The sequence below is a fragment of the Hazenella coriacea genome (assembly GCF_004341825.1).
Lineage (GTDB): Bacteria > Bacillota > Bacilli > Thermoactinomycetales > Thermoactinomycetaceae > Hazenella > Hazenella coriacea.
The window spans coordinates 102,269-119,710 of the sequence record NZ_SMAG01000008.1 but is presented as its reverse complement, the minus strand read 5'-3'; the positions used below and the strand labels follow the sequence as shown (position 1 = coordinate 119,710).

Below are 17,442 nucleotides of genomic sequence, written 5' to 3'. Positions count from 1 at the left end.
AGCCAGGATCAAACTCTCCAAAAATGGTTGTTTGATTCTATGCTCTCAAAAAATTAACAGGTCATGGTTTCACTCTTTAGTTTTCAAGGAACACTGTATCGCCCTTTTGTAGCGACATGAATCATCTTAACATATCATCTACACAAAGTCAACATTTATTTTTTCTTACAACTAACTATTAAGTTATAAGAGTTATTGTTAGTCGCATCAGCGACGATAGTTAATATAACATGGATCAATAAATACTGTCAACAGTTTTTTTATCTTCTATCTTTGTTCCATTCATCATTGATTTGATCCATTGATTTTCCTAATACCTTTTGAAAAGACTCTCGGGTTCGCCGATTCAATTCTTGCAATTTTTCTTTATGATCTACATCAATCGTTAACTCCCCATGTAAATCTTGATAGACCTGTTTTAACTTTTGTTCTCCATAGATTTCCATCAAATATGAATACAACTGGTAACAAGTTTGATAATACCTGTGTGCCTCTTTCCCATCCAATGCTTCCAAATCTAAACTTTCCAGTTGTTTCACCGTAAACAGTTTTACTCTTGACTCGCCTACCTCATCATATAAACCAGGCAACAGATGTGCTTCATAATACATAGCTGCCCCTTCTTGCAACCAATATGAGGCATTATCACGAGTCAATTCGCTTACCATCTGATGGGTTAACTCATGAACAAGTCCAGAGGCCAGTCCTTTAGCCGTCGATTGTCCTCCGATTAACTTGATTGACTCACCTGCTTCATGCCATCCCCCAGCCCACGTTGGAAGCGATAGTTTCACTGATTGGCGAAATACTTCTGGGTGATGATACAATTTGACCTCAATCAATTGTTGGGGTTTCCATTGAAAGCGATTGGTTAATGCATAACTAGCTCGTTCACAAATATCGAGTGCCATGTGGGCTTGGTCTTCTAAGTTTGGAGAAGTGTAATAAACAACAACTTTCCCCTTAGACATTTGATAAAAAGGGAGATCACGATCTTTCCAACCAGAAGCTGTCTTCTCAAAACAAAGTGGGAACTTGACATGATATGACTTTCCCTTTTTCCGATAAGACTGCTTGACCCAGACTTGCCATCGACCTTCTTTTTCAGCATGAATCGACTCTACTTCTAAACGATATGAATGTGGATCAATATACTGAATCGCATCCATAAACCAACGTTTTTGTTCCTGCTTATAGGATCGAGAATCGGGATGGAGTACATCCATGAAAGACGATAAGTTTTTCTCATTCACTGCTTTTTCTTTTTGTTTGACAACTGTTTGAATAGCCGCTGTTCCATCAGGATCAACCTCTTCGACGATCTGATGTGCTGTAACCATTTCCAGACAAATAAAACTCAAACAAATACCCAACAAACCCATTACCAATCGCCTTCGATTCATCACTCTCTCCTCCTCACCTCTAGGTTTCATAGAGAGAGAGAAAAATATACATAAAAAAGCCCTCTCTATTCGAGAGGACTTCTACATTCGCTAGATACTACCTAAGAAAATAAACCTCAGGATAAATATGATTCCTAACACATACACAATCGGGTGAACTTTTTTTCCATCCCCATTGACTAACTTGGTTAATGGATAGAATACAAAACCGATCGCAATCCCTGTAGCAATACTAAATGTTAAAGGCATCATGATAATCGTGAGGAATGCAGGAACTGCTTCAGAAAAAGAATCCCATTCAATCTTCTTCAAACTTGAAGCCATTAACACACCCACAATAATCAGTGCTGGAGAGGTAATCGCAGCGACAGAAGCAAATGTCTCTACCACTGGAAAGAAGAATAGCGCAGCCACAAAACAAAGTGCTGTTGCAACAGAAGTCATTCCTGTACGTCCACCAGAAGCTACACCTGCAGATGATTCAATATAAGAAGTAACGGTTGAAGTTCCTAAAAGCGAACCGCTCATAGAAGCAACTGAGTCTGCAAATAAAGCTCGACCTGCACGTGGCAACTTATTGTCTTTCAGCAAACCCGCTTGGCTCGTTACTCCTACCAAGGTTCCCGCATTGTCAAACAAATCTACAAATAAGAAGGCAAATACAATCGTGATCAATCCCAAGTCAACTGCACCCATAATATCTAATTGCATAAAAGTAGGCGCGATACTTGGAGGTAAACTGAAAATTTGAGAAGGTACCTTCACGATTTCTTGTAAACCCAACAATTTAGGTACGGCTATTCCTACGACAGCTGTAGATAGCATTCCGAGAAAAATAGCGCCTCTCACCTTACGCACCATCAGTAGAGCTGTAACAATTAATCCAAATAAAGTAAGTAAGATTTCAGGCTTTGTTACTAACTCTGGATTTAAAGAAACATAAGTGGCTTCGTTTGGAATGATGATTTGTGCGTTTTTAAAACCAATAAAAGCGATAAATAGACCAATCCCGGCTGAAACTGCATACTTGAGTCCAGCGGGAATGGAGTTAATAATCATTTCGCGAACCTTGGTAACGGTCAAGATCAAGAAAATCACACTTGAAACAAAGACTGCACCTAAAGCCGTTTGCCAAGGAACGTTCATTCCCAATACTACAGTATAGGTAAAGTAAGCATTTAAACCCATTCCGGGAGCTAATGCAATTGGATAATTAGCAATAACCCCCATGAGTAATGAACCAAATGCAGCTGAGATTGCTGTTGCAACAAAGACTGCTCCCAAATCCATCCCTGTTTCTCCCATAATGGATGGGTTGACGAGCAAAATATACGCCATAGTGAAAAAAGTAGTTACACCTGCTAACATTTCAGTTTTAAAGTTCGTTCCATGTTCTTTAAAACCAAAGTAATTAGATAGCATGGATGTTAATTTAGCCATGTTTACCTCTCCTATTTAAAGCAGGAGTTCTATTCCCATTCAATGGTGGATGGCGGCTTAGACGTAATATCGTATACGACCCGGTTCACATCTTCGACTTCGTTAATAATTCGACTTGATATTTTTTCAAGTATCTCAAAAGGAATCCGTGCCCAATCGGCAGTCATTCCATCAATCGAAGTGACAGCACGAATCCCAACTGTATACGCATAAGTCCGAACGTCTCCCATCACTCCAACACTTTTAAAATCAGGCAAAGTGGTAAAGTACTGCCAGATTTCTCGGTCTAGACCTGCTTTTTGTATTTCATCACGTAAAATTGCATCTGATTCACGAACAATATTTAATTTGTGTTCAGTAACTTCTCCGATCACCCGAATCCCGAGTCCCGGTCCTGGGAATGGTTGTCTCCAAACCACTTCTTCTGGTAGACCTAGCTCTAGCCCTACTTTACGGACTTCATCTTTAAAGAGAGTATCTAATGGCTCGATCAATTCCATTTTCATATCTTCAGGTAGTCCACCTACATTATGGTGAGATTTGATCGTATGCGCAGTGTCCGTGCCCGACTCCACGATATCTGTATAAAGAGTTCCTTGACCTAAGAAGCGATGTTCTCCCAAATGCTCAGACTCTTCTTCGAATACCCGAATAAATTCATTACCAATGATTTTCCGTTTTTGTTCGGGATCCGTCACTCCAGCCAATTTCTTTAGAAACCGCTCTTTAGCATCAACTTTGATTAAGTTCATATGGAAATGCTCACCAAAAGTTTCCACTACGCCTTCTGCTTCGCCTTTCCGTAGTAAACCATGATCAACAAACATGCAGGTGAGTTGGTCACCAATCGCTTTATGAATGAGTACAGCTACTACAGATGAATCTACTCCACCACTTAAAGCGCATAAAACTTTTTGATCACCCACGCGCGCTCTAATTTCCTTGATCGCATCTTCGATAAATGTTTCTGCACTCCAATCCCCTGAGCACTTACATACTTCATATAAATAATTGCGTAACACTTCTTGTCCACGGAGGGAGTGTTGCACTTCTGGGTGAAACTGAACTGCATGGATCCTCTGTTGTGGATCACTCATCATCGCCACAGGTGCTGAATCAGTTTTTCCATCTACTTGAAAGCCAGCTGGTGGCTCAATCACAACATCACTGTGACTCATCCAAACCATCTGATTTTTCTCAAGCCCTTGATAAAGTGGTGAATCGGAAACAATCTCTACTTCCGCTTTTCCATACTCTCGTTTGCTAGCACGTTCCACTTTGGCTCCAAAATGATGTGCGATTAACTGCATTCCATAACAAATACCTAAGATTGGGATCCCCAACGAAAAAATCTCAGGGTCCACATGGGGAGCTCCTTCCGCATAAACACTGTTTGGACCACCCGAAAAAATAATTCCTTTGGGGTTGATCTCTTTTAACTTGCTTGCGGAAGTATGATGTGGAAGTAACTCACTAAAGACTCCCAGATCTCGAATTCGTCTTGCAATTAACTGGTTATATTGACCACCAAAGTCTAGCACCACTACGCGTTCAATTGGCTTTTCCATATAGTACTTCTCTTCCTTCCCGCTTCTATTCATGTACCAAAAAAACCGGGGGCCTATACCGCTTCTTCTGCGATATAGGACCCCGGTTCCCCCGAAAAATCCTCACCAATCCGAAAAGGAATTGGCCGAAGAAAGATTTTTAGGCATCCCGGCGACCTATAAACCGTAGTCCGGCCATTTACGGTAGCCGGGTAGAAACGTTCAGGCCATATTCCTGAATATATACGGGATAGATCTACCAAAAAATATGATACCAGAGCAGTAGAGATATGGTCAAGGACGAAGCTGTTTTATTAATTTTTTCCATAAATCCCAGGTTGCTTTCCAAATATTTTCTTTCTTATCGTATTTCCCATATCTCACTTTTTCATACTTCTTAGTTAAAATCGTAGCTTCCTGAGGGCTCGGATGTTGATCCCAATATTCTCGCAAAGTTTGATGTTCTGCGCGCTTTCCTCGAAGATTTGCTAACCAACGTAATAATGATTCGTAAGCAGTGAAAAACGTTCGATGATCTCCTTTTTCTCTAAAACGTAATAATAGCAACCACTGAATATGGATTCGATATTTCCAACCGATTCCTATAATGATCAGGAGTAATCCCAATCCAAGGAGTACTTCTCGCCATCTCCATGTACTTCCAGAGTCCCCCTGTTTGACAGATGAAGTAGATTCACCTTTCTCCAACTCTTTCTCCAATCGCTCTTGCTTCTGCTGAATCGTGGCAGGAATTTGACCTTCTATGTCCGAACCAGAATCAACAGACTCTACAGGAGCCTCATTCATGGAACTAGGTATGGGAGTAGAGAACGAGGGAGTTGGTTCAAATGGAATCCATCCAATTCCATCCAAATATACTTCGACCCAAGAATGAGCATCCTTATTTCTTACCGTCGTTATATACTTGTTCGCTTCGGGATCAAAGATAGCTTCCCCAGGGGCAAATCCTTTTACCCATCGTGCGGGAATACCAACTGAACGTAGCATCACAACCATTGATGAAGAAAAATGATCACAGTACCCTATTTTGCTATCAAAAAGAAAGTGATCCACAAAATCTCTTCCTTTAGGTAGGTGAGACACTTTCTCTGTATCATATTGAAAGTGACCACTCGACTTTAAATACCTCTCAATCGCCTTCGCTCGATCATAGTTTCCATGATATCCTTCTGTAATCTGAAGTGTTAAGTTCTGAATTCGCTTTGGAACGCTTTCAGGTAATTCAATCGCACTTACTGCAATAGAGTAATCCACATCATCTCTTGCTTTACCCCTTGCGAGTTCTCTCAACTGTTCTTCATCCCATAAAGGGATCTGAGTATCCATCTCTAGCTTGACTGGCTTGATTCCTTGATCCAAACGAATCTGGTTCACATGAAAGCCTTCACTGGAAAAGATGAGTGTAAAAGGATTCTTCTCCTTATACTCAGGTAGTTTTAATGTGATCAATTGTCCCGGCACGAAAAGAGTTGAATATTTCCACTCCTCCCAAACGATCTTGACCCGATTTTCTTGTGCAGGATGGCGAAAAAGGTTATAAAAGTCTTCATTGGGCGATAATTGATCTTTATTCACCCATCCATTTAACGCCTGATTCATTGTTACATCCTCTACACTTGTCCAACCTTGCCCTGTATAAACACTTTTTGATTCACCGCGCCAATAATAGCTTTGGTCAGAAACCGCTCGAAATAAAACGGTCTCATCCATCTTTAAAGGTCCACCTAGTTTTCGGTCATCCGCTGAATAACCAATCCTTTTAGGTGTCAATAGCGGGAAGGTAATTCCTTCGCCTGAACCTTCTACACTTTCAAATAATGAGATCCAGATCGGTTGTTCAGTCGAAGAAAAAGTTGGAGGCACATAGCTAGCAGCCATGACCAAAATGAGAAGCAAAAAGGTTCCCACTTTCCAACTTCTACGGGCTTGATGGATATTTGTAACATGAGTCTTCCATTTCTCCCATCGAATCCATAACATACAACCAATTAAATAAATGACAACACGGACGATCGTTGATTCTAACTCTATTTCTGATGATTGGTTGATCACGATCAACAACAGGAGCACAAGAGAAAATGGAATTAAAATATTCCCCTTTTTTAAAAATAAATAGACCCATATATAAGCGATCCAAAGTAATATAATAAACAACAACAACGAGCCTAGTACTTTTTGTTCCGAAGAATTAAAGCTAGTAACTCCCTCCAATTGGTTCCACTCTTTGACCAATTCAAAAAAAACTGAGTCAATACTTAGATCTCCTAAGAGCTCCCATCGAGATAAGAATATTAAGTAGAGTAACAAATAAATGATCGATATAAAGAGACAAGCTTTCATCCATCGACTCAGTGAAGTCAAAGAAACCAAAGTAAATAAAATGAATCCTATAAAAAAGAACTGGATCTGAATCGTTTCAGTCATTTTAAAGAAAACGTGAAGTCCTTCCCAAAATAAGAGCCATGAAATCAACAGTAAGATGCCTTTTTTAAAATGACTGAGCTGCTGAACGGTGGTAAGCAATCGAATCACCTCTCTGCAAGATGAGTTCAAAGTGATCCTGATTGATATTCCAGAATTGGACTTGAAGTTGACTCATCTCTTCTACTAAATGGGGGAAACCAGCTTTGGGATGAGAGATCCAAAACCATTCCACTGAGGCGTTTCTTTGTTTCAACTTACGAATCAAAGAAAGCGTTTCCTGATCAGCCCGCGGAGTAATCAATAAAACCTTCTGATGTTGTAGCTGGTCTACTCCCAGAAGAGAGCCAAACATAGAGGGAGAGTTCCGGCCATTGGGTTGGACATCAATGAGAATATTTAGAAATTCCTTCATCTGAACCCCACTAGTTATCTTCTTTAATAAAAGGGGCTTTTTCCCCGTTAATAACACAGAAGTTGTGCAAGCTTGACGAGTCAATTGATGGGTTAATGAAGCCGCCAGTGAGACAGCTCGCTCAAAGAGCTCATCCTCTTTCTCCCGATATGAGCCTTCACTCTGATCCAAGATGATGAATACTGTTTGTAAAATTTCCTGTTCAAACTCTTTCACCTTTAATCCTTGACCTCTCGCACTTGCTTTCCAATCAATCTGTTGCAAACGATCCCCATAGCGATAATTGCGTAGTCCACTTACTGTATTCGTATCAGATCCTATCCTACGACTAGAGATCGATGCAGAAACACTTGCGGTTTGAGATGGCAACCACTTAGGTACAGGAACAACTTGCGGATAAACCGCAATTTTTTCTCCTTTTCCCACTTTTTTCTGACGTTCTACTAATCCCAAAAAGTCTCCCCCATGAAGAGAGAGCGGAGTAAATTCATATCTGCCTCTTTTCAAATTGTATATTTTGTATTTAAATTCTGATTTATCTTGCAGATAAAATTTCTTTTCTAGAATACATTCACCCTCTTTATGTGATCGGTTACTTTGAACAACTCGATCTTTCATCGTTTGCCAACCGAATGGGAAATACCATCCTCGGGAAGCAGAGATGGTTATTTCAAGATTCTCTCCAGCCATCAATACAGAAGAAGAAAGCTCCCTCCGAGCAGAGATTCTGGAGATACAGAGGTTATAAACGATGATCTCCCATAAAGTGATGATTACACTGACATAAAATAGAAAGCTAATGACAAACCCTCCAAAATAGAGAGCTGAAATGCCTAAAATAAGGGTACTAATCAGGCAGAAAATTAAACCTCTTCCCTCCCTCTTCATCTCGAAATCCTACCTTCTTTTGAAGCCTTGACAGGAACTTTCACTTGTTCTAAACAACGGTTAATGATTGTTTCAGCCGAATGCCCTTTAAGTCGAGCATCTGAATTAAGAATCACTCGATGAGCTAATACAAAAGGAGCCAAATATTTCACATCATCAGGAATCACATATTGCCTTTGGTGCATAAAAGCCCAAGTTTTAGTAACACGATATAAAGCGAGTGAAGCACGTGGACTTGCCCCCAAATATAGGTAAGGAGATTTCCGTGTCTGTTCAATGATGTGAACAATATATCGAGCGATCGAATCATCTACATGAACCTTGGGAATCTCTTCTTGAAATTGTTGTAGTTCTTCCTTTGTCAAAATCTGCTCGATTTCGGTCAAAGGATGCCGATCTTGAAACCGCTTTAGCATCTCCACTTCTTGGTCAGCACTAGGGTAACCAATATGCAGCTTTAATAGAAAGCGATCTAATTGTGCTTCTGGTAACGGATAGGTTCCCTCATATTCGATTGGATTTTGTGTAGCCATTACGAAAAAGGGTATATCTAATGGGTAGGTATGACCATCAACCGTGATACTCCCTTCCTCAAGAGCCTCAAGAAGTGCAGACTGGGTTTTCGGAGAGGTACGGTTGATTTCATCAGCTAACACTATATTTGCCATCAGAGGTCCCGGACGGAATTCAAAATTGAGCGTTTTCTGATTGAAAATGGAAACACCCGTCACATCAGATGGCATCAAATCAGGAGTAAATTGAATCCGACTAAATGGAGCTCCTAAAGACTTCGCGAGCGCCTTCACCAAAACGGTTTTACCGACCCCTGGAACATCTTCTAGTAAAACATGACCTCGAGAAAGGAGTGCTGCTACACATAGTTGAATCACCGAACGCTTGCCAATGATCACCTTTTCTACATGATTAATGAGTTGCTGAACTTTTGGATGCTCTTGATCCCACTCTGAACGAAAATGATTACGCTGACTCATACAATCCCTCCATAGATCAAGAAATATTTATCGTTTATTCTCTACTTGGTCGAAAACTAAAGCAATTAAAAATATTCTTCCTATCCCATTCACCTAAGAGAAAAGATGTTTTTATTCAGTTCTAAGAGAATAGGAGTATCATCTATAATCTTTATTTTATAATAAAAATCAATTTTTAGGAGGTTAAAAAATGCAAATGCTTAAACCATTCATACAAAAGGATTGTACATTGTCGAACCGAATTGTTTGTTCTCCGATGTGTATGTACTCCGCAGAAGCTGATGGAAAAGCAACCGACTGGCACTTTGTTCACTATGGGGCTCGCGCAGTAGGTCAAGTAGGATTAGTTATGTTAGAAGCGACCGCTGTGGAAAGTAGAGGAAGGATTAGCACCAAAGACTTAGGGATCTGGAATGATGAGCAAATCGAAGGTTTAAAACGAATCGTACAATTTGGCCATCAACAAGGAGTAAAAATGGCGATTCAACTCGCACATGCAGGACGAAAAGCCATGGTGGATGAGCCCATCATTTCATCTAGCCCAATTCCTTTTCGTCATGAAGACCCCATCCCCGTCGAGATGAGTCATACCGATATTCAAGAAGTAATCACTGCCTTCCAAGCAGCGGGAAAACGTGCCAAAGAAGCCAGGTTTGACATTGTAGAACTTCATGCTGCACATGGATATCTAATTCATCAGTTCTTATCTCCACTTAGCAATCAACGGACAGATGAATATGGCGGTAGCTTTGAAAATCGAATTCAGCTCCTGAAGCAAATCATTCATGCCGTGCAAAAAACATGGGGAAGAGAAAAGCCCCTCTATGTTCGGATCTCCGCAACGGACTATCATCCAGAGGGATGGCAACTAGAAGATAGTATTCAACTAGCAAAACAAATGAAAACATGGGGTGTTGATCTGGTCGATGTCTCTTCAGGAGGAGCTATTCCACAACCCCCTTCCGCTGTCTATCCGGGTTACCAAGTTCCGTTTGCAGACGCAATTAAACAACAAGCCGAAATCGCTACAGGAGCAGTTGGGTTGATTACTAAACCTGAACAGGCCGAGGAGATTTTGGGAAACCAACGAGCTGATCTTGTCTTTATCGGTCGTGAACTACTTCGTGATCCCTATTGGGTCTTGCGAGCCGTTCAAAAAACTGAACAAGAATATCATGAACCACGACAATATTTACGTGCTTTTCGTTAAATAATGATGACAAGCTTCTTCTCGAGTTTAGGGAAGAAGCTTGTCGGCTTGGAGAGAAGGTTCCACATGGACATGAACAGAGACTATATTGAGATATCCTTTTAAACCGTTTTCAATCTCTTCGGTTAACAAATGGCTTTCGATCACAGATAGATACGGGTCGACTGTTATGGTCATATCTACATATACATATACTCCATGATTTCGGGCACGAATCTCTTTGACTTGAGTAATCCCTGAAATCTGGAGCACTTTTTCTTCAATTCCCTGTAGCTTTTCCTGATCAAATCCATCCATCAACATATGAATGGCGGGAGCCCCCACTTCCCAGCCTGTCTTTACAATCAAAATCCCCACCAGAAAAGCGGCAACTGGGTCTAGCCAACCGAATCCCCCATAACTGCCTACAATCCCTACAGCGGCTCCTATACTGACATAAGCATCTGAACGATTATCATGAGCTGCTGCTTGAAGAGCGATGCTATTTGTTTTTCGACTTAATCTCATATTGACGCTAGAGACAATGAACATAACAACAGCTGATCCCAAAGAAACATATAAAGCAACTGGAGAGATCTGGGTCGGTTTCGGCTGAATCAGTGCTTGAATGGCTTGAATCCAAACTTCGATCGCAACGAGTACCATCAAAATAGCCGCTACAAGAGTCGCAATCGTCTCGGCCTTCCAATGTCCATACGGATGATTGTGATCCGCAGGCTGGCTGGATACTTTTAAACCAATAAGAATCGCGATCGATAGTAAGATATCACTAACATTATTTAATCCATCTGCAAAAACGGCTTGTGAATGAGACACAGATCCAATCCACAACTTGACGAGAGACAGAACGAAGTAAGCACCTATACTTAACCAAGCACCTTTCTGTGCCTCATCCTGTTTTGGATTTGGAAGTTGGTTCATCATTTCCACACTGCCCACTCCTTTTCATTCTATCAAAGGTTAAACTCTATCATAAGAAACGAGTATCATCTTAGTCTAGAGAAATGTTTTTAGCTTGGGATAGAAAAGGTGGTAAGACTCATCATTGTTGGTATGGGCAAATATTCAAACCGTTCAATCGACAGAAATCTATAGATATGATACAAAAGAGGGGAAAGCAGGTGATGAGTGAATGTGGAAAACAGAAACTGTCAACGAAGCTTGTCGGAAATTTAAAGGGATGACTCGCTCTTTGAAATTTATAGGAGGATTTCACCAAAACATTTACGAGTTTGAACGAGATGGAGAAGTCTGTGTCTTACAACTAACCCCATTGGCAAAAAAAGACCGTGAAGTGGTTGATGCGGAGCTAAAATGGGTTTCTTTTTTACGTTCAGCTGGGATTTCAATCCCCAAACAAGTGTTATCTACACGTGGACAATCTGTTGAAAATATTATTAAATTACCCATTCCTTGTTGTGTAATCTCTTTTCAGAAAGCAAACGGAAAGCCAATCTCACCCCAAGACCCAGGGATATGGAATGGAAACTTATTCAGGCGATGGGGACAATTAATGGGAAAGATGCATGCTTTATCCCGATCCTACCAACACCATGAACAACTTCCACCGTATGAAGAGTGGGATGAAGGAGAAATATTTCATCGAGACTTATCTTTTTTCGAACCTAAAATATATGAAAAATTTATTTACTATCTAGATCAAATTAGGAGGTTACCCCAAACAGAACGTTCCTATGGCTTAATACATAATGATTTACGTTATCGTAATATGATGCTTCAATCATCAGGAGAGCTTACTTTATTGAATTTTAATCACGTCAAGTATCACTGGTATACCTATGATATTGCCATCGCTCTCTTTGATGCTTTGGAAACCGTTACGGATGAGCACAAGAACGAATTTAAAGAAAGATTTCTTACTCATTTTATGGATGGTTATCAAACAGAATACTCGTTAGAAGCAGATTGGAGGGAACAAGTGGAGCTGTTCTTAAAGTACCGCTTGGTCTTTTCTTATTTATATCAGGTAAGCTTTTATGTAGATCAATTCGATTCAAATACAAAGGAAAGACTATCTGGACTCCGCGAGCAATTAAGTGTATAAACAAAAGCATCCTACGCCAAGGTAGGATGCTTTTCCTGTTTCGTTTTATCTACTAGCGATAAATTCAATTATTTGTTGAAAGAAAAATAAAGAACCAGTGTCTTTTTCTTATTCCGAAAAAGGCTGGTTCTTTTTATTGGATGGTATAGGTATGCATTAGTGGCAGGAGGAAGAGCTGGTAGATCCAAAAACCATCGACGACACGGCTCCAAGTATATCCCCCTATTGTTAGGGCATTTTATAAAGGAATCATGATTTCATACATGGAGGGTTATTAATGAAAGCACTTGTCTATCGTGGTCCTGGTAAAAAAGAATGGACTGAAGCAGAAAAACCCAAAATTTTAAAACCTACTGACGCTGTCATCAAGGTGACAAAAACAACGATCTGTGGAACAGACCTACATATTTTGAAAGGCGATGTTCCTGCTGTTACGGACGGTCGGATTCTTGGACATGAAGGGATTGGAATTGTTGAAGAAGTAGGCGATGCTGTTAAGAACTTCAAAAAAGGAGATAAGGTGATTATTTCGTGTGTCACCTCCTGTGGAACGTGTGATTATTGCAAAAAACAATTATATGCCCATTGTGAAGACGGGGGATGGATTTTGGGTCATCTCATCGATGGTACACAAGCCGAATATGTACGTACTCCTTATGCCGATACGAGCCTATACCATGTTCCAGAAAACGTAGATGAAGAAGCATTGGTCATGCTTAGTGACATCCTACCCACTGGCTTTGAAATCGGAGTACTCAGTGCAAAAGTAGAACCAGGAGATGTCATTGCCATAGTAGGTGCGGGTCCAATTGGCTTATCAGCTCTTCTCACAGCACAATTCTACTCTCCATCCGAAATTATTATGATTGATTTAGACGATCACCGCTTGGAAGTCTCAAAACGATTTGGAGCAACTAAAACGGTTAACAGCTCTGACGGAAACGCCATCCAAAAAGTGTTTGAACTCACTGATCAACGGGGTGTAGATGTCGCCATGGAAGCAGTAGGTGTCCCTGCCACATTTGATATTTGCCAAAAAATAATTTCCCCAGGTGGACGGATTGCCAATATCGGTGTGCATGGTGAAAAAGTCGACTTGCATATTGAAGAACTCTGGATTAAAAACATCACATTAACAACTGGATTGGTAAGTGCTTATTCCACACCTATGTTATTAAAAACAGTTGAAGCAAAGAAAGTAAATCCAGAACAACTGGTTACTCACCGTTTTAAGCTTGATGAAATTATGAAAGCTTATGATGTTTTTAGCAATGCGGCCAAAGAAGGCTCTTTAAAGGTGATTCTAGAAAACGAGTAAACCATTTCCAGAATAACTCATAACAACCAGTCTTTTTTCTTATTCTGAAAAAGACTGGTTGTTTATTTTGTTCATCTATCATAATCATTCATTTTAAGATTCAGATAAGTGTGTTAATGTTTAACATAAGGCTATTCAAAAAAGGAGTGTATGATTTGAAACCTGAACAAGTCATCGAGATCGCTAAGAAGCATGATTTAATCATAAAAGAAGACTCCATCCAATTGAATGAGTCTGGTCTTGATTTTCTCGTTGTCTTTGCAACCGATACCCTTGGTGAGAAATGGGTTTTACGTTTTCCAAGACGAGAAGATGTAATACCTACTAAAAATAAAGAGAAAAAGATCCTCGATTTAGTAGAACCCCAACTCTCTATACAAGCCCCCAAGTGGGAGATCTTCACAGATGAAATGATTGCTTACAAACAACTGAAAGGTGTACCAGTGGGAACCATTGATCCAGTAGCGAAAGCTTATGTATGGGAGATTGATGAAAAAAATGTACCCGATCAATATCATGAAACGTTAGCCAAGGCGATGGTTTCCTTGCACCAAATGGATCAACAAGAGGCAAAATCCATGGGCTTAACTATTGAAAATCCAGATGAAATCAGATCATCCTTGAAAGACCGAATGGAGAAAGTAAAAGTTGAATTTGGAGTCAGTCAGCCACTTTGGGATCGCTGGCAATCGTGGCTTGAAGATGATTCTCTTTGGCCTCAACAAGTAGGATTGGTTCATGGAGATTTACACCCAGGTCATATCCTGATTGATGAGAACACCCATGTCACAGGCTTTATCGATTGGACTGAGGCTGCTGTTACAGACATTTCGAGAGATTTTGTCATCCATTATCGTGCATTTGGTAAAGAAGCTTTAGATCAACTCATTATGTATTATGAAAAAGCAGGTGGCTATGTATGGCCCCTGATGGCAAATCATATCATTGAGCTAGATGCCGCTTATCCTGTTGGGATTGCAGAATTTGCTTTGAAATCTGGCCTCGAGGAATATCATCAAATGGCAAAAGAAACATTAGGAGTTTCTTAATGATCAAGAGGTTTCCTACGGGTTTGTGAAACTCATGGGAAACCTCTTGTGAAGCGGAAATTCCTTTCCCGCATACATAATAACTTGTATTCTTTGATGAAACTATCATTGGAATATCTACATTCATATCTCTTGCTTCTGGAAAAAGCAAAATAGTGGTATGTCTGTAAGAGCTTACTATTCAAGAATATATGATGGGAATCTATGAAGATCCAAAGCGGTCCCCCAACCGTTTTTCGTAAGCAAATGGGAGACCTCATTTTTATGAGTATGCTAGATCAGACCGGAAGTAACGCTATCCCATTTTCGATCAGACGTTGAAGATCTTCTCTTTTGCTGAGATGGTGCAATTCTTGAAGCACTTGTTCCTTTTCTGGGATTTCCACACCATGTGTACAGAACAACTCCAGAATTTCTAAACGCAACAACCATTCATGGGGATAACAGTTTCTCAAGACTCGAAGAACATTTTGTACACCAGAGAAACTTTTTTCATCCCAACGATCCTTTTGCCGGACCTCTCTGATCGTTTGGTACATGCTTTCTAGTTCTGTTAACGGCTCGGGGTCAGTTGGAACCTGTTTCTTTGGCTTTTCAACACCAAAAAATGCTTCAGCATCGGCAACCCCTGGAAACGCAGAGGTTACAACTGAGCCGACCGCCATGTCAAATGTTCCCCATTGCTCTTCAAACAACAACCTATCTTCTAACATAACCTTACAGCTTTCAAAGGAAATGAGTATGGTTTTGTTTTCTTTTCGGATGATCGTAGTGACCATTCCTGTAACTTGAATACCACTTTTAAAAGTTAAAGTTGCTTGACGACCTTCTTCAATTCCTAAAGCTAGTAACTGCTCCTCATTACATTCTTCAAGTGAAAGATCCCCTACCAATAAACCAATGGGCGTACCAAAACCATCACAATGAACGGATTTCGAATGTCTAGGAAGCTCCTGATCATGGATCGCTAACGCTGTAGGTCCTTGGGTTCTTACATAAATCGCTTCGCCGTTTGAATCTTTGATAATTTCATTAAGCGTACCTGAAATTTGCAAGCCGGAGTTGAGTACAAATGTCGAGGCGCTCCCTGATTGAAGTGCTTGATCAAGACTCTCCGTTCCTCCCTTTCGAAAAGCCATTGTATTTGCAAACTCTTCGATAGCTCCAATCAATTGATCAAAGCTTTCACAAACAAATAATTGCGGTTGCATCGTTGTTACATCGTAGCTTGTTTCAATACAAGATTTCACTGAAAAAGGAAGTTTCACTACATTTTCAGATAAACAATGCTTGCTCTCTCCCACAGAAGATAAAAGGCCTGCACCGTAGATTTGCGGTTTTTCCAATGTACCAATTAAACCATACTCCACGGTCCACCAGAAAACTCGAGAAATCGCTTCTGCTTCTGACATACCTGTTACTGCGTTACGCTTTTCGCTAAGTAATTGTTTGGCTTCTTCTATTTGTTGTGGTGTCGAATGGCGGTCTTCCATCACAATGGAAAGATGTCTAACAGCTTCAAATACTTCATGCTCTGCTTTGGTCGCAAAGGCCTTTGCACCAATTTCTCCAATTCGTTTGACGAATGAAGCATATTTGTCATCAAAAAGGATCGGCGCATGTCCAGCCGCTTCGTGGATTACATCTGGTGCAGGGGTGTATTCGATGTTTTCCACTTTTCGAATATCCACAGCAATCGGCAAGATTCCATGAGCTTGAAAATCAAAAAAAGCAACACCTGGGATTAATCCATCGACAATCGCAGCTCCCCAACCCACTTTAGAAAGTCGATCGTTCATCTCAGACACCCTTGGAATAGACTCTGTGTCAATTCCTGATGCGAGTAAACCTTCCACATAGGCTGGATGTGCCGATTCGTTTAGGGCATGTAAGTTTTGCCTCATCACATAACGCCAAACCGCATGATCGATTGGTGTGTACTGCTCGTAATGTTGTTCCGAGACGAATTGCCTCAAATGCACGGGTATTTGTTTCGTTGGTTTTAATAATTGGTTCATATTCAATCGCATCCCTTCAGTTTTTTCAAAGTGATAGTGAATTCTTCCTAATAAGGAAATCGAATTCGGATCTTCATCTTGGCTCACCCTTTCATAAAAAAATCCCTACTGGAATCACCCAGTAGGGACGAATATGTAACTTCGCGGTACCACCCTAGTTGCGAGCATCGACCTGCTCACCACTTCATTCAAGATAACGGCTTTGTTACCGTCTTCCCCTTCATAAAGACACGAGTCTTTACTACGAGAAAGAAGCTCCAAGACTGTATTTCATGCTTAGTTCTGTACTGATTCGCACCCACCATCAGCTCTCTGACACAAAATTCTAAGCACTACTGAATTCCCTTCATCGCTTATACGATATTCATTTTTTGTTGATACAAATCAAAAATCCCCACTGGAATCACCAGTAGGGACGAATATGTAACTTCGCGGTACCACCCTAGTTGCGAGCATCTGCTCACCACTTCATTCAAGATAACGGCTTTGTTACCGTCTTCCCCTTCATAAAGACACGAGTCTTTACTACGAGAAAGAAGCTCCAAGACTGTATTTCGTGCTTAGTTCTGTACTGATTCGCACCCACCATCAGCTCTCTGACACAAAATTCTAAGCACTACTGAATTCCCTTCATCGCTTATACGATATTCATTTT

General features: G+C 40.6%; 12 protein-coding genes, 1 riboswitch and 2 other annotated features. Of the genes, 4 read left to right on the top strand and 8 right to left on the bottom strand.

From position 1 onward, the window contains the following. Positions 1 to 260: 260 nt before the first annotated feature. From EDD58_RS12640 to EDD58_RS12615, 6 genes are all read right to left on the bottom strand, one after another. On the bottom strand, positions 261 to 1,403 hold the full coding sequence (locus tag EDD58_RS12640; RefSeq protein WP_131926117.1) for a peptidase MA family metallohydrolase: 1,143 nt from the start codon (positions 1,401 to 1,403) through the stop codon (positions 261 to 263). A gap of 90 nt (positions 1,404 to 1,493) precedes the next feature. Next, positions 1,494 to 2,843: an NCS2 family permease gene (locus EDD58_RS12635; protein ID WP_243648737.1), complete on the bottom strand. Its 1,350-nt coding sequence runs from the start codon at positions 2,841 to 2,843 to the stop codon at positions 1,494 to 1,496. Between the two features lie 29 nt (positions 2,844 to 2,872). Beyond that, complete coding sequence (gene guaA, locus EDD58_RS12630) at positions 2,873 to 4,411, bottom strand: glutamine-hydrolyzing GMP synthase (protein WP_131926124.1); 1,539 nt, start codon at positions 4,409 to 4,411, stop codon at positions 2,873 to 2,875. 146 nt (positions 4,412 to 4,557) lie between these two features. After that, positions 4,558 to 4,659, bottom strand: a riboswitch (purine riboswitch). A 25-nt stretch (positions 4,660 to 4,684) separates the two neighbouring features. Continuing rightward, on the bottom strand, positions 4,685 to 6,934 hold the full coding sequence (locus EDD58_RS12625; protein ID WP_131926115.1) for a transglutaminase TgpA family protein: 2,250 nt from the start codon (positions 6,932 to 6,934) through the stop codon (positions 4,685 to 4,687). Continuing rightward, entirely contained in the window at positions 6,900 to 7,937 is a 1,038-nt protein-coding gene (locus EDD58_RS12620) for a DUF58 domain-containing protein (RefSeq protein WP_165875971.1), read from the bottom strand. The genes EDD58_RS12625 and EDD58_RS12620 overlap by 35 nt, the downstream gene beginning before the upstream one ends. 194 nt (positions 7,938 to 8,131) lie before the next feature. After that, complete coding sequence (locus EDD58_RS12615; RefSeq protein ID WP_131926111.1) at positions 8,132 to 9,127, bottom strand: AAA family ATPase; 996 nt, start codon at positions 9,125 to 9,127, stop codon at positions 8,132 to 8,134. Positions 9,128 to 9,317: 190 nt separating this feature from the next. Here EDD58_RS12615 and namA point away from each other — a divergent pair, with 190 nt between their 5' ends. Then, positions 9,318 to 10,337, top strand: a complete 1,020-nt coding sequence (namA, locus tag EDD58_RS12610) for an NADPH dehydrogenase NamA (protein WP_131926109.1) — start codon at positions 9,318 to 9,320, stop codon at positions 10,335 to 10,337. Positions 10,338 to 10,364: 27 nt separating this feature from the next. On the opposite strand, the gene EDD58_RS12605 is transcribed toward namA, so the two are convergent. Continuing rightward, complete coding sequence (locus tag EDD58_RS12605; protein ID WP_243648739.1) at positions 10,365 to 11,261, bottom strand: cation diffusion facilitator family transporter; 897 nt, start codon at positions 11,259 to 11,261, stop codon at positions 10,365 to 10,367. A gap of 208 nt (positions 11,262 to 11,469) precedes the next feature. On the opposite strand from EDD58_RS12605, the gene EDD58_RS12600 reads away from it, so the two are divergent. The 3 genes from EDD58_RS12600 to EDD58_RS12590 all read left to right on the top strand — a co-directional run bounded on the left by EDD58_RS12600 (position 11,470) and on the right by EDD58_RS12590 (position 14,769). Further along, entirely contained in the window at positions 11,470 to 12,402 is a 933-nt protein-coding gene (locus EDD58_RS12600; RefSeq protein WP_131926107.1) for a phosphotransferase enzyme family protein, read from the top strand. A gap of 277 nt (positions 12,403 to 12,679) precedes the next feature. Then, the gene (locus EDD58_RS12595) at positions 12,680 to 13,720 is read left to right on the top strand and encodes a zinc-dependent alcohol dehydrogenase family protein (RefSeq protein ID WP_131926105.1); all 1,041 of its coding nucleotides are present in this window, start codon (positions 12,680 to 12,682) and stop codon (positions 13,718 to 13,720) included. 116 nt (positions 13,721 to 13,836) lie between these two features. Then, positions 13,837 to 14,769, top strand: coding sequence for a macrolide 2'-phosphotransferase (locus EDD58_RS12590; RefSeq protein WP_131926103.1), 933 nt, complete (start codon positions 13,837 to 13,839; stop codon positions 14,767 to 14,769). Positions 14,770 to 15,047: 278 nt separating this feature from the next. Here EDD58_RS12590 and EDD58_RS12585 read toward each other — a convergent pair whose 3' ends face one another. Continuing rightward, positions 15,048 to 16,787 carry an aromatic amino acid hydroxylase gene (locus EDD58_RS12585; protein WP_131926120.1) on the bottom strand — a complete coding sequence of 580 codons (1,740 nt, stop codon included), beginning with the start codon at positions 16,785 to 16,787 and terminating at the stop codon, positions 15,048 to 15,050. 120 nt (positions 16,788 to 16,907) lie between these two features. Then, positions 16,908 to 17,146 (bottom strand) — a binding site (T-box leader). Positions 17,147 to 17,195: 49 nt separating this feature from the next. Then, positions 17,196 to 17,430, bottom strand: a binding site (T-box leader). Positions 17,431 to 17,442: the final 12 nt, after the last annotated feature.

Bases quoted from the DNA above. Each gene is read 5' to 3' on its own strand.
- EDD58_RS12640 (WP_131926117.1), bottom strand. From the start codon at position 1,403: ATGAATCGAAGGCGATTGGTAATGGGTTTGTTGGGTATTTGTTTGAGT.
- EDD58_RS12595 (WP_131926105.1), top strand. From the start codon at position 12,680: ATGAAAGCACTTGTCTATCGTGGTCCTGGTAAAAAAGAATGGACTGAA.
- namA (WP_131926109.1), top strand. From the start codon at position 9,318: ATGCAAATGCTTAAACCATTCATACAAAAGGATTGTACATTGTCGAAC.
- EDD58_RS12600 (WP_131926107.1), top strand. From the start codon at position 11,470: ATGTGGAAAACAGAAACTGTCAACGAAGCTTGTCGGAAATTTAAAGGG.
- EDD58_RS12635 (WP_243648737.1), bottom strand. From the start codon at position 2,843: ATGGCTAAATTAACATCCATGCTATCTAATTACTTTGGTTTTAAAGAA.
- EDD58_RS12615 (WP_131926111.1), bottom strand. From the start codon at position 9,127: ATGAGTCAGCGTAATCATTTTCGTTCAGAGTGGGATCAAGAGCATCCA.
- EDD58_RS12585 (WP_131926120.1), bottom strand. From the start codon at position 16,787: ATGAACCAATTATTAAAACCAACGAAACAAATACCCGTGCATTTGAGG.
- EDD58_RS12605 (WP_243648739.1), bottom strand. From the start codon at position 11,261: ATGATGAACCAACTTCCAAATCCAAAACAGGATGAGGCACAGAAAGGT.
- guaA (WP_131926124.1), bottom strand. From the start codon at position 4,411: ATGGAAAAGCCAATTGAACGCGTAGTGGTGCTAGACTTTGGTGGTCAA.
- EDD58_RS12620 (WP_165875971.1), bottom strand. From the start codon at position 7,937: ATGGCTGGAGAGAATCTTGAAATAACCATCTCTGCTTCCCGAGGATGG.
- EDD58_RS12590 (WP_131926103.1), top strand. From the start codon at position 13,837: ATGTTTAACATAAGGCTATTCAAAAAAGGAGTGTATGATTTGAAACCT.